General features: G+C 62.8%; 11 protein-coding genes. 7 read left to right on the top strand and 4 right to left on the bottom strand.

Annotated features, from left to right (window positions below):
• Positions 1-3: 3 nt before the first annotated feature.
• Together G9X67_RS06650 and G9X67_RS06645 are read left to right on the top strand one after the other, a co-directional pair.
• Complete coding sequence (locus G9X67_RS06650) at positions 4-969, top strand: protease modulator HflC (protein WP_138330554.1); 966 nt, start codon at positions 4-6, stop codon at positions 967-969.
• A 202-nt stretch (positions 970-1,171) separates the two neighbouring features.
• Positions 1,172-2,899 carry a DegQ family serine endoprotease gene (locus G9X67_RS06645; RefSeq protein ID WP_138330555.1) on the top strand — a complete coding sequence of 576 codons (1,728 nt, stop codon included), beginning with the start codon at positions 1,172-1,174 and terminating at the stop codon, positions 2,897-2,899.
• Between the two features lie 248 nt (positions 2,900-3,147).
• On the opposite strand, the gene G9X67_RS06640 is transcribed toward G9X67_RS06645, so the two are convergent.
• Positions 3,148-3,303 (bottom strand): hypothetical protein, encoded by a 156-nt coding sequence (locus tag G9X67_RS06640; RefSeq protein WP_171598392.1) that lies wholly within the window; start codon positions 3,301-3,303, stop codon positions 3,148-3,150.
• A 26-nt stretch (positions 3,304-3,329) separates the two neighbouring features.
• A complete protein-coding gene (gene serB, locus G9X67_RS06635; RefSeq protein WP_138330556.1) occupies positions 3,330-4,220 on the bottom strand; it encodes a phosphoserine phosphatase SerB in 891 nt (296 codons plus the stop codon).
• Here serB and miaA point away from each other — a divergent pair.
• Positions 4,219-5,115, top strand: a complete 897-nt coding sequence (gene miaA, locus G9X67_RS06630) for a tRNA (adenosine(37)-N6)-dimethylallyltransferase MiaA (RefSeq protein WP_138330557.1) — start codon at positions 4,219-4,221, stop codon at positions 5,113-5,115. The two genes, serB and miaA, sit on opposite strands and share 2 nt — an antisense overlap.
• Here miaA and G9X67_RS06625 read toward each other — a convergent pair.
• Positions 5,112-6,620, bottom strand: coding sequence for a PLP-dependent aminotransferase family protein (locus G9X67_RS06625; protein ID WP_138330558.1), 1,509 nt, complete (start codon positions 6,618-6,620; stop codon positions 5,112-5,114). The genes miaA and G9X67_RS06625 overlap by 4 nt on opposite strands.
• Before the next feature lie 143 nt (positions 6,621-6,763).
• Between G9X67_RS06625 and G9X67_RS06620 the strand changes: the two genes are divergently transcribed.
• Positions 6,764-7,378 (top strand): LysE family translocator, encoded by a 615-nt coding sequence (locus G9X67_RS06620; protein WP_138330559.1) that lies wholly within the window; start codon positions 6,764-6,766, stop codon positions 7,376-7,378.
• Between the two features lie 21 nt (positions 7,379-7,399).
• Positions 7,400-8,326, top strand: coding sequence for a dihydrodipicolinate synthase family protein (locus G9X67_RS06615; RefSeq protein WP_138330560.1), 927 nt, complete (start codon positions 7,400-7,402; stop codon positions 8,324-8,326).
• On the opposite strand, the gene G9X67_RS06610 is transcribed toward G9X67_RS06615, so the two are convergent.
• Positions 8,311-10,350 (bottom strand): ATP-binding protein, encoded by a 2,040-nt coding sequence (locus G9X67_RS06610; RefSeq protein WP_138330561.1) that lies wholly within the window; start codon positions 10,348-10,350, stop codon positions 8,311-8,313. The two genes, G9X67_RS06615 and G9X67_RS06610, sit on opposite strands and share 16 nt — an antisense overlap.
• 323 nt (positions 10,351-10,673) lie before the next feature.
• On the opposite strand from G9X67_RS06610, the gene G9X67_RS06605 reads away from it, so the two are divergent.
• Positions 10,674-12,464, top strand: a complete 1,791-nt coding sequence (locus tag G9X67_RS06605) for an acetolactate synthase 3 large subunit (RefSeq protein WP_138330562.1) — start codon at positions 10,674-10,676, stop codon at positions 12,462-12,464.
• An 83-nt stretch (positions 12,465-12,547) separates the two neighbouring features.
• On the top strand, positions 12,548-13,120 hold the full coding sequence (gene ilvN / locus G9X67_RS06600; RefSeq protein ID WP_003541288.1) for an acetolactate synthase small subunit: 573 nt from the start codon (positions 12,548-12,550) through the stop codon (positions 13,118-13,120).
• The last annotated feature ends 17 nt before the right edge of the window (positions 13,121-13,137 follow it).

Below are 13,137 nucleotides of genomic sequence, written 5' to 3'. Positions count from 1 at the left end.
GTCATGACATCGAACAGACTTCCCATCATTCTCATGATCCTCGCCATCGTGCTGGTCGGGCTTTATTCGTCCATCTTCGTGGTGAATGCACGCGAGCAGGCCATCGTCGTCCGTTTCGGCCAGATCCAGTCGGTCAAGACCGAGCCTGGCATTTATTTCAAGCTGCCCTTCGGCTTCATGGATGCCGACCGAGTTCAGCTGGTCGAAAAACAGGCGCTGAGGCTCGATCTCGACAATATTCGCGTTCAGGTTCAGGATGGCCAGACCTTCGACGTCGATGCCTTCGTGATCTATAACATCGCGGATGTTCGCCGCTTCCGAGAAACGGTATCGGGCGATCGCGAAGCCGCGGAAGCGCGGTTGAGAGCGCAGCTCGATTCATCGCTTCGCCGCGTCTACGGTCTGCGTGACTATAATGCCGCTCTCTCGGAAGAGCGTGTCGCGATGATGCTGGAGATTCGCGACGACCTGCGCACGGATGCCGAAAATCTCGGCCTGCATATAGACGACGTTCGTATCCGGCGCACCGACCTTTCGCCGGAGGTTGCGCCGAACACCTATAATGCCATGCGGTCGGAACGCCTCGCCGAGGCCGAGCGTATCCGGGCCGAGGGCAATGAGGAAGGCCAGCGGCGGCGAGCCATCGCCGACCGTCAGGTCGTCGAGTTCACCGCAGGCGCCCAGCGCGATGCGGAAATCCTTCGAGGCCAGGGCGATGCGGAACGCAACCGCGTCTTCGCCGAAGTCTTCAGCAAGGATCCAGCCTTCTTCGAGTTCTATCGCTCGATGGCGGCCTATTCCTCCGCTCTCTCGTCGCAGGACACGACGCTGGTGCTGTCGCCGAATTCGGAATTCTTCCGCTATTTCGACAATGCCGCCGGCACCCTGCAGCCGACAAATCCGGCCGCGCCAGTTCCGGGAGTTCCCGGCGCAGCTGCTCCCGCAGCACCCGCCCAGCCGGCGAACTGACGGCAGGAGAAACCAACCCGATAATTCTGGAAGGGCCGGCCCGAGCGCCGGCCCTTTTTTCGTGGAATGATTGTGACGATCCGGCTTTTGCGAGGGCACGTCACATTGCACGGGGATTTCGCGAAAAGGTGATTTCACCCTCCATCATTCCGCCTTATGCTGATGCTCAATGTGCGCATTGCACCCCTTATGAGGAAGCTTGATGGCCCCCACGATTCGCTCGCCCTTCAGACGAACGCTCGCGCTTATGGCCAGCGCCGCAATCCTGGCACAAGCCGGCGTGAGCGGGATTGCCTATGCGCAAACCACGCCTGAGACGACCGCACCCGGGGTTATTGCACCCGCTCCAGCTACTCCGGAAGCGGTTGCTCCCGCTCCTACGCCTTCCGCAGCCGTCGCACCGCAGCAGACCGCTCCGATCCAGGCCGCCGTGCCCAACACCGGCCCGGCTTCCGTCGCCGATCTCGCCGAGGGACTGCTCGACGCCGTGGTCAACATCTCGACCTCGCAGAAGGTGAAGGACGATGAGGGCGCGGGTCCGGCGCCCCGCGCCCCCGACGGCTCGCCTTTCCAGGAATTCTTCAATGATTTCTTCAACAAGCAGCAAGGTAACAAGGGCGGCAACCATAATGTCAGCTCGCTTGGCTCCGGCTTCGTCATCGATCCGGCCGGCTATATCGTCACCAACAATCACGTGATCGAGGGCGCCGACGATATCGAGATCAATTTTGCCAATGGTTCGAAGCTCAAGGCGAAGCTGATCGGCACCGATACGAAGACCGATCTTTCGGTGCTGAAGGTCGAGCCGAAGACGCCGCTGAAATCCGTGAAATTCGGCGATTCCAGCACAATGCGCATCGGCGACTGGGTGATGGCGATCGGCAATCCGTTCGGCTTCGGCGGTTCAGTGACGGTGGGCATCATTTCCGGGCGCGGCCGCAACATCAATGCCGGTCCCTACGACAACTTCATCCAGACGGATGCGGCGATCAACAAGGGTAATTCCGGTGGCCCACTCTTCAATATGAAGGGTGAAGTGATCGGCATCAACACGGCGATCATTTCGCCGAGCGGCGGCTCGATCGGTATCGGCTTCTCGGTGCCGTCGGAACTCGCTTCCGGCGTCGTTGACCAACTGCGCGAATATGGCGAGACGCGGCGCGGCTGGCTGGGCGTGCGCATCCAGCCGGTGACCGACGATATCGCCGACAGCCTCGGGCTCGACACTGCAAAGGGCGCGCTGGTCGCCGGCGTCATCAAGGGCGGCCCTGTCGACGACGGCTCGATCAAGGCGGGTGACGTCATTTTGAAATTCGACGGCAAGACCGTCAGCGAAATGCGCGACCTGCCGCGCGTCGTGGCGGAAAGCACGGTCGGCAAGGAAGTCGACGTCGTGGTGCTGCGCGACGGCAAGGAGCAGACCGTCAAGGTGAAGCTCGGCCGGCTCGAGGACAGCGATCAGGCGGCTGCATCCAACGATGCACCCGATGGCTCGCAGGACGACGGTGTGATCACTCCGGATCCGGGCGAGAACAATGACATGGACCAGCCTGACACCGGCGATCAGGCCAAGCCTGCACCTGATACACCCGACCAGCATAAGGGCCAGGTGTCGCCGGATGCGGCCACGCCGAAGAACGTGCTCGGACTGTCGCTCTCGCTGTTGAGCGCCGAGACCCGCAAGGCCTTCGGCATCGCCGAGAGCGTCGATGGCGTCGTCGTGACGGAAGTGACGCCCGGCTCCGCTTCCGCCGAAAAGGGGCTGAAGCCCGGCGACGTGATTGTCGAGGTGGCGCAGGAATTCATGAAGTCGCCGGATGCGGTCGCCGCCAAGGTGCAGGCGCTGAAACAGGAAGGCCGCCGCAACGCCCAGTTGATGATCGCATCGGCGAATGGCGATCTGCGGTTCGTCGCAGTGCCGATGGAATAAGGGAGCTAAGGCGGTAGTGAATGAGCCGCCGTGGTCTCCAACTCTCCCTCATTCCTGTGCTTGTCACAGGAATCCAGTGCGCCCGAGTCCTTGAGCTCACAGGACTCTTCTCTCTTGGCGTAAGTCATTCACCGCGCAGACGCGCGGTGGCTGGATTCCTGTGACGAGCACAGGAATGAGGGCGGAGAGGGTGTGCCGGGCGGCCTTTCGAAAGGGGACCGTTGGCCTAGCGGTCCGGAGGTGACAGGCTATTTGGCGGGTTTACGGAGGTTGCCCTTCCGCGCGAGCCACCAGCGATCATCCCCGATTTCTGGAATGTCGCTGGTATCGATTTCCTTGTCCGGGAGAGCATCGAGCGTGCGAAGTTCGGCCAGTTGTTCCTCCGTCAAAACTCGCTCGCTCATATGTCTCCTCTTGCGCGGTATCGCCTTCAAGCCGTCACGAAATCCGTCTTCCGGTAGCCCTGGATATAAAGCAGGGCGGTCAAGTCGCCGTGGTTGATGCGCATCTGCGCTTCGGCGGCAACAGCGGGCTTGGCGTGGAGCGCGACGCCGGAGCCGGCAAGGTGCAGCATGCCGAGATCGTTGGCGCCGTCACCGACGGCGATCGCTTCTTCCGGTGAAATGCCGAGGCTTGCCGCAATTTCGTTCAACGCATCGACTTTCGCTTGTTTTCCGAGGATCGGTTCGGCGACGAAGCCGGAGAGGATGCCGCCGTCTTCGAGCAGCGTGTTGGCACGGTTCTCGTCGAAGCCGAGGGTGGCGGCGATGCGGCTGGTGAAGACGGTGAAGCCGCCGGAGACAAGCGCGGTGTAATGGCCTTTCGACTTCATGGTAGCGATCAGTTCCGGCCCGCCGGGGGTGAGCGTGATGCGCTTGGCGATGACCTCGTCGACGACCGATATCGGCAGCCCCTTCAGCAGGGCGACACGCTCACGCAGGGCCGGTTCGAAAGCGATCTCGCCGTTCATGGCGCGAGCAGTGATGGTCGCGACCTTCTCCTTCAGGCCGACTTCGGCGGCGAGTTCATCGATGCATTCCTGGCCGATCATCGTCGAATCCATGTCGGCGATCAGTAGCTTCTTGCGGCGGGTCTCCTGCTCCTGGATAACGAGGTCGATGGGCACGCCTGATATGACGGCAAGGATACTGGCCTCGGCCGCTTGTGCATCGGTGCCATCGCGCAGCGCGATGTCGCAGGCAACGCCATCGGCCAGCCAGTAGAGACCGGAAGCCTTCACGGCCTCGGCCGCCTGCTCGGCGATCTCGGGTGTCAGCACGGGATTTGACGGATTGGCAACAAGCGTGGCAACGAGGGCCATGATGGAAAACCTTCTGAGCACAGTGAACGCGATCCTGATAACCGGGCCGACCGCCAGCGGCAAGTCCGCGCTCGCTGTCGAATTGGCCAAGCGTCATGACGGCGCGGTTGTCAACGCCGACAGCATGCAGGTCTACGACACGCTGCGGGTGCTGACCGCGCGCCCGTCGGAAGAGGAGATGCAGGGTGTGCCGCATTATCTCTACGGCCATGTGCCGGCGGGTGTAGCTTATTCCACAGGCGCCTGGCTGCGCGATGTCGCGACACTACTACCGGCGCTCAGGGCCGCGGGACGGCTGCCGGTCTTCGTCGGCGGCACGGGGCTTTATTTCAAGGCGCTGACCGGCGGTCTCTCCGATATGCCCGATATACCCGAGGCGCTGCGGGAGACCCTCAGGACGCGGCTGCTGCAGGAGGGGCCGGACGGGCTCTATGCCGAGCTCGTCGAGGCCGATCCCGCCGTGGCGGCAGGTCTCAGCCGCCAGGACGGGCAGCGGATCGTCCGGGCGCTGGAGGTGATGAAGGCGACGGGACGGTCGATCGCCGAATTCCAGGGCCAGTCGGGACCGGTGATCATCGACGCCGATAAGGCCCGCAAGATCGTCGTGCTGCCGGATAGGGCGGTGCTGCATCAGCGCATCAACGGGCGTTTCGAAAAGATGCTGGAGCAAGGCGCGGAAGATGAGGTAAGGGCGCTGCTTGCGCTCGACCTGCAGGCCGAGGCGCCTGTGATGAAGGCAATCGGCGTGTCGCAGATTACGGCGATGATCAGGGGCGAGATGACGCGCGACGAGGTGCTGGAGAAGGGGGCTGCGGCGACGCGGCAATATGCCAAGCGGCAAATGACATGGTTTCGCAACCAGATGGACGATAGCTGGGAACGGCTGACGGTTTAGGCTTCAGGTCGTTGCAGGCCTCCTGCTTGAGACATCTGCAAGCTCAGCAGTTTGACGAGTTCGCCCACCGCCGCCTGCAGTTGGTCCGGCAGAAATCCGCCGAAGCCCAGCATCAGGCCGGGGCGCGCCGGCCGCGCGGCATACATTGGGGAGATCGCCCGCACGGCGAGGCCGGACGAGAGTGCGCGGGCTGCGAGTTGCACGTCGTCGACCTCCTCGGGCAGCCATAGAAGAATATGCATGCCCTGGTCGCTCTGCTGGACGCGGCACCCCTCAGGCAAGGCCCGGGCGAGGGCCGAAAGCAGAACAGCGCGGCGCTCGGCATAGAGGCCGCGGATGCGTCGAATATGCGCTTCGAAATAGCCTTCCCTCATATAGGCCGCCAGAACGTGCTGTTCGGCGATCGGCGAATGCCGGTCGAGAATGGCGCGGGCGCCGGCAAAGGCTTCCGCGAGCGGAGGAGGGGCGATGACGTAGCCGAGGCGCAGGGAAGGAAAGAGCACCTTGCTGAACGTGCCGAGATAGACGACGCGTGACGGACGCAACCCTTGCATCGACGGAAACGGGTGTCCGGCATAACGCAGCTCACTGTCGTAGTCGTCCTCGACGATCCAGGCGCGATTTTGGTCGGCCCAGGCGATCAAGCCATTGCGTCGGGCCATGCTGAGCGGCATCCCGATCGGATATTGGTGCGAAGGGGTGACAAATGCGGCGCGCGCCTGTGGACAGAGCTCGAGGCCGCGTTCCACGTTCATTCCCTGTGCATCAACCGGCAGGCGGTGTGTCCGTACGCCGAGATCGTCGAGCACTGCCGTCAGGCCGGGATAGGCCGGGTCCTCGGCCCATACCGTATCGTCACGCGAGAGAAGAACACGGCCCGCCATATAGAGGCCTTGCTGGGTGCCTGATGTAACGATGACCTGTTCCGGCTCGCAATGAACGGCCCGCGCGCGCCGGACGTGGTCGGCAATGGCAAGCCTGAGTTCGAGCAAGCCCATAGGGTCGTGATAACCCGAAGGTGCGGCCTGTCGCGACGCGCGCACGCGGTTGCCGAGACGGCGCCAGCTGTCGTCGGGCGCAATGCCGCAAGCCGGAACGGCGATGGCAAAGGGAACGGGCGGGTGAGGGGTGAGCGCGCGGGCGATGGCGATCAGCCGGGCGGCCTGGGAAGGCAGGTCGACGGCATCCGCGCTTGGCGGCACTGCCGGCGCAGGTGGGAGTGCCGGCGTCGTGTCGATCAGATGAGCGGCAACACGGGTTCCGGCTCCGACCCGCGCTTCGAGATAGCCTTCGGCGGTCAACTGCTCGAACACCTCGACAACGGTGCCGCGCGCGATCTTCAGCGAAGCCGCAAGGCTGCGCGTCGAAGGAAGACGTTCGCCTGGCCTCAGTTCGCCGCAGGCGATCGCGTTCCGCAGAGCCTGTGCAAGCTGGCGACTGACATTGGCCGTTCGCTCGATCGCTTTGAGCGATGGTATTTCGATGGTGCTACGCCGTTTGGACATCGCAAATGGTCCATAGGAATTATTCAAAATGGAGCTTTATGGTGGACCAATTTTAAAAGAAAAGGAAGCGGATTGGCGATTCCCCGATGGCGCATTCTTCGTCTTCGTGGGTCGTTGCGGGCGCAAACTTCTGGAAAACGCAAATGCAGGATCTTCTCGTCTTCTACATCGCCTACGCAATCGCTGCAGTCAGTCCCGGACCAAGCAACATGGCCATCATGAACGTGGCGATGCGGCAAGGGCGTCGACCGGCGCTCGCCCTTGCCGCCGGGGTTATAACGATGTCGACATGCTGGGGGCTGGTGGCGGTCACCGGCATCTCGACACTCCTGGTCCGCTATGCCCACGCCCTGCTGTTTCTCAAGATCGCAGGCGGATTGTACCTTCTCTGGCTCGCCTGGAGGGCGGCCCGCTCGGCAACCGCCCCGGATAGGCCGGCAAGCGAGGTCGTGCGGCCTGCCGCGCAACTCGGCGCGCTCTATCGTCGCGGCGTTCTGATGCATCTCGGCAATCCGAAGGCGGTTCTGGCCTGGGTGGCGATCATGTCGCTCGGCCTCAAGCCGGGCGCTTCGCCGGAGATGGCCGTCACGGCTTTCGGCGGCTGCGTGCTCTTGGGGATCTCGATATTTGCCGGCTATGCCGTGCTCTTCTCGACGGCACCGATGGTGCGCGGCTACGCCCGTGCGCGGCGGTGGATCGAGGGCAGTCTCGCCGTCTTCTTCGCGGGCGCCGGATCGCGCCTGCTGTTCTCACATTGACCGGATTTTCAGGATCGCATCATGTCTGTCGCTGCTCCGTTTCATGGTCTTTCGGCCTTTCCGCCCACGCCCGCCGATAGGGATGGCCGGGTCGACACTGAAGCCCTCGGCCGCCTGCTGGAACGCCTGTGTGATGCAGGCGTGGCTTCGATAGGCCTTCTCGGCAGCACCGGGATCTACGCCTTTCTCACACGCGAGGAGCGACGGCGAGCCGTCGAGGCTGCGGTCGAGTGCGTTCGCGGTCGTATTCCCGTGGTCGTCGGCGTCGGTGCTCTGAGGACAGACCATGCCCGGAGCCTGGCAAGGGATGCCGAGGCCGCCGGTGCAGACGCTCTTCTGCTTGCGCCGGTGTCCTACACGCCGCTGACCCAGGACGAAGCCTACGAGCATTTCCTGGCGGTCACCGAGGCGGCGAAGCTGCCGCTTTGTATCTACAACAATCCCGGCACGACCCACTTCACCTTCAGCCGGGATCTTCTGCAGCGCCTATCCGATATCGAGACGATCAGGGCCGTGAAGATGCCTCTGCCTGCTGACGGCGATTTCGCAGGCGAGCTGGCGGCATTGCGAGAGAAGACCAGGCTTGCGATCGGCTACAGCGGCGACTGGGGCGCGGCCGAAGCGCTGCTTTCAGGTGCTGACGCCTGGTACAGCGTCATCGGCGGCTTGCTTCCGCGCGTCGCCCTTGCCCTGACCAAGGCCGCAATTGCAGGCGAGGACGGCGAAGTGCGTCGGCTCGATGGTCTTCTCGAGCCGCTCTGGCAAACGTTCAAGGCGTTCGGAAGCCTTCGCGTGGTCTACACGCTGGTCGACCTTCTCTCACTCGCCAGGGCAGAGCTCCCACGCCCTCTCTTACCGCTCGGGACGATGGACCGGCAACGGGTGCGAGAGGCCGTCGAGTCTCTGATCGCCCTGGAGAGCGAGCTGAAGGCTCAATCCTTGTTGTAGAGGCTGCTCAGCGGTTTCTTCAGGATGCTTTCGCGCAGCGACGTGCCGGGCTCCCGGCGGGAGACCGCGGGCTGGTCTGCCGGCGGTGTCGGTCGGGGAAAGACCGGCTCGTCGCGACGCATCTCGCGGCGGAGCGCGTCCAGCCGGGGATCGATTGCGGGTGACGTGGCCGGGTCCAGCCGCGGCGTCTGCGGCAGCAGTTCGCGGCGGTAGGATTCAAGCGGTACGGAGGCGGGCGGCGCGGCGGAAGAGGCGGGCGGGGCGTAGGGCTTGGCGTCGAGATCGTCGTCGGCTGCGTCGGTCTCGTCGAAACCTGCCACGGACGCGGCATAGTTCTGCTGGAAATTCGAAATGTCGGGTCCGACGGTCACAGCCCGCATGCGGGTGACGATCTTGCGCAGATCGACCGTATCTGGATCTTCCTCGCTTTGCTTGCTGTTGGCGCTGCTCGCCTTCGGCAGGAGGTTTTCGTCGACGCGGGAAAAACGCATACGCATCGGCACGCTGATCGCCTCGCCAAAGGCGATCGCCTCGCCGTTGCCGATCGAGGAGATGAAGCTCGTGGTCGAGATCGACGAGTTCGGGATGGCCGAGCGGATGATTTCCTGGTCGCGGTCGTTGGCGAGGCGCATGGCAAAGAGCGTCGAACACTGCGACAGGATCGTCTGGTCGAGCTCGCCCGGTCGCTGCGTGATGATGCCGAGCGAAACGCCGTATTTGCGGCCTTCCTTGGCGATGCGGGCGATTGCCTGGCGCGTCGGCACGAAGCCGAGGCTCGGATCGGAGGGGATATAGCGGTGAGCTTCCTCGCAGACGACGAGCATGTGGATGGCGCCGTCGCTCCACAACGCCACCTCGAAGGCCATGCGGCAGAGCACCGAGGCGACCGAATTGACGACCTCGGAAGGAATGCCGGCAAGCTGGAAGGTGCAGATCGGCCGGTTCTCGCCAGGGATTCGAAAGATCTGCGCGATGGTTTCGGTGATCGTGTCGCTGATCGTGTTGTTGGAGAACATGAAGTGATAGCGCGGATCGTTGATCGCAGCGATGAGGCGCATCTTCAGCGACCGCAGGAAGGGCTTTTCCGAGCGGCCCTCCAGGCGGCCGATGCGCTCGTCGATCAGCGCCAGCAGATCGGCCATGCGGTAGGGAACCGGCGTATCGGCGGTGATCGAACTTTTTTCCGTCGTCCGGCGCACCAGCGAGTTGTCGCTGCCGCGGAAGGCGCGCTTGGCTTCCGGCAGGATATCGCGCAGCATGTCGAGCTCCTCGGGCACCGGCGGGCGGCCGCGAAAGACGACTTCGGCGAACTCCTCCAACCGCATCAGCCAGAAGGGCAGGTCAAGCGTATCGGTATCGATGGTGACGGCGTGCTGAGGAAATGCGGCGGCGAATTCGTTATGCGGATCGAGGATCAGGACACGCAGCTTCGGGTCCGCCGCGATCGCCTTGTGCAGGAGCAGCGACACGGCCGTCGACTTGCCGACGCCGGTCGAGCCGACGACGGCGAAATGCTTGGAGAGCATCGAGGGGATATGGATCGCCGCATCGATGCTTTCGTCCTGCGTCAGCTTACCGATGACGGCGGTCGTGCCCTCGCCGGCATCGTAGATGCGCATCAGGTCTGCGGATCGGATGCGGTGCGCGATGGCGCCGAGATAGGGATAACGCGAGATGCCGGTCGAGAATTCCTCTCGCCCGTCCTCGTCGACACGGACCTCGCCGAGCAGCTCGGTCTCGATCTTGAAAATATTGTCTTCGCCTTCGCCCCAGGCATGGCTGCCGGTGTTCATCTGATAGACGAGCGCGACGACGCGGTTGCGGCCGACGCTGATCGAAATCAGCCGTCCCACGGACCAGAGTTCGGTAAGATCCGTGCCGCCCTGTTCGGCGACGGCGGCGATCGTCGCCCGGGAGCCGCTGCATGCAACCACGCGGCCGAGAAAGCGATTTCCCGGCGCATGGCCATCGCGGCGATCATGCTCGCCTGCCTTGCCAGACGTGCGCAAGTCGTTGTTGAGCAAAGGGCTACTCCATGCGGTAGCGTAGAAGAATAAAGTCGATCCTTTAACAAATCCTTCATCCTATCGATTTTCGGGGATGCAGGCGTGGGGCAGTTTTTTATTGCGGCATGCGTTGACGCTGCGAAATTTTCTGTCTATCACTTCCGACCATGAAAATCGCAACGGCTCTTATCGTGGTGGGAAAGCGCATGGGCAGGATGGTGTAACCATCCGGCAATAGCCACCCATGCGCTAGATGACAGGCTCCTCAGGGGCCTTTTTTTATGCCCGAAATCAGGGCTTCCGGCCACAAACGCAATCCCAGCATCAAACGGAACAGACAGATGAGCACGGACAATCAGGCGGCAGGCAATCGGATGACGGGAGCGGAGATCGTTCTCAAGGCGCTGAAGGACAACGGCGTCGAACATATCTTCGGCTATCCCGGCGGCGCGGTCCTGCCAATCTATGACGAGATCTTCCAGCAGGAGGACGTCAAGCACATCCTCGTCCGCCACGAGCAGGGAGCCGGCCATGCGGCCGAAGGTTACGCCCGCTCCACCGGCAAGGTTGGCGTCATGCTGGTGACCTCGGGTCCGGGCGCTACCAATGCCGTCACGCCACTGCAGGACGCGCTGATGGATTCGATCCCGCTCGTCTGCCTGACCGGCCAGGTTCCGACCCCACTGATCGGCTCTGACGCCTTCCAGGAATGCGATACGGTCGGCATCACCCGGCCCTGCACCAAGCACAACTGGCTGGTCAAGGATGTCAACCAGCTCGCCGCCGTCATTCACGAGGCCTTCCGCATCGCCCAGTCCGGCCGTCCAGGCCCCGTCGTCGTCGATATTCCGAAAGACGTGCAGTTTGCGACCGGCACCTACACGCCGCCCGCCGATTACGCGATCCAGAAGAGCTACCAGCCGAAGATCCAGGGCGACCTCAACCAGATCCATGCCGCGATCGAGCTGATGGCGAATGCGCGCCGTCCGATCATCTACTCCGGCGGCGGCGTCATCAATTCCGGCCCCGAGGCTTCCAAGCTGCTGCGCGAGCTGGTCGAGCTCACCGGTTTCCCGATCACCTCGACGCTGATGGGCCTCGGCGCCTATCCTGCTTCAGGCAAGAACTGGCTGAAGATGCTCGGCATGCACGGCTCCTACGAGGCCAACATGGCGATGCACGACTGCGATGTCATGGTCTGCATCGGCGCCCGCTTCGATGACCGCATCACCGGCCGTCTCAATGCCTTTTCGCCGAATTCGAAGAAGATCCATATCGATATCGATCCGTCCTCGATCAATAAGAACGTCCGGGTCGATATCGGCATCCGCGGCGATGTCGGGCATGTGCTTGAAGACATGGTCCGCCTGTGGCGGGCGCTGCCGAAGAAACCGGAAAAGGGCCGCCTCGATGACTGGTGGACCGATATCGCCCGCTGGCGGGCGCGCAACTCCTTCGCCTATACGAAGAGCAATGACGTCATCATGCCGCAATATGCGCTAGAGCGGCTCTTCGCCCATACTAAGGACCGCGATACCTACATCACCACCGAGGTCGGCCAGCACCAGATGTGGGCGGCACAGTTCTTCGGCTTCGAGCAGCCGAACCGCTGGATGACCTCGGGCGGCCTCGGCACGATGGGCTACGGCCTGCCGGCCGCACTTGGCGTGCAGATTGCCCATCCCGACAGTCTCGTCATCGACATTGCCGGTGACGCGTCGATCCAGATGTGTATCCAGGAAATGTCGGCGGCGATCCAGCACGATGCGCCGATCAAGATCTTCATCATGAACAACCAGTACATGGGCATGGTGCGCCAGTGGCAGCAGCTGCTGCACGGCAACCGCCTGTCGAATTCCTACACGGAGGCGATGCCCGATTTCGTTAAGCTGGCAGAAGCTTATGGCGCCGTCGGCCTGCGCTGCGAAAAGCCGGATCAGCTCGATGACACCATTCTCGAGATGATCGAGGTCAGAAAGCCGGTCATCTTCGATTGCCGCGTCGCCAATCTCGCCAATTGCTTCCCGATGATCCCCTCGGGCAAGGCCCATAACGAAATGCTGTTGCCGGACGAAGCCACCGACGAAGCGGTCGCCAATGCGATCGACGCCAAGGGCCGCGCGCTCGTTTGACATTTTTAATTTACGCATAATCCTTTCCGAAAATCGCTTTCGATTTTCAGGGTTATGCGGCAGGGAAGAGGAAACTCAAGACCATGAACGCACACCTACAGCCCACGGGCTCCGCTTACTTCATCTCGCCGGAAACGGCGGCGGTCGAAAGCCACACGCTTTCGGTTCTCGTCGACAACGAACCGGGGGTTCTTGCCCGGGTCATCGGCCTGTTTTCCGGCCGCGGATACAATATCGAGAGCCTGACGGTCTCCGAGACCGAGCATCAGGCGCATCTTTCCCGCATCACCGTCGTCACACGCGGCACGCCGCAGGTGCTGGAGCAGATCAAGGCGCAGCTGGAACGCATCGTGCCGGTGCATCGCGTCGTCGACCTGACGGTGCGCGCCCGCGAACTCGGCCAGGACCGGCCGATCGAGCGCGAAGTGGCACTGATCAAGGTGATTGGCGAGGGCGAGATGCGCGCCGAGACCCTGCGCCTTGCCGATGCCTTCCATGCCAAGGTGGTGGATGCGACGGTCGGTCACTTCATTCTGGAGATCACCGGCAAATCGTCGAAGATCGATCAGTTCGTGGCGATCATGAAGCCGCTTGGCCTCATCGAGGTTTGCCGTACCGGCATTGCGGCGATGAACCGCGGCGTGCAGGGCATGTAAATATTACACAGCCCGGG

Source organism: Rhizobium sp. WYCCWR 11152, from assembly GCF_013087615.1.
Taxonomy (GTDB): domain Bacteria; phylum Pseudomonadota; class Alphaproteobacteria; order Rhizobiales; family Rhizobiaceae; genus Rhizobium; species Rhizobium indicum.
The sequence above is the reverse complement of the archived record's forward strand: the minus strand, read 5'-3'. Positions and strand labels throughout refer to the sequence as shown.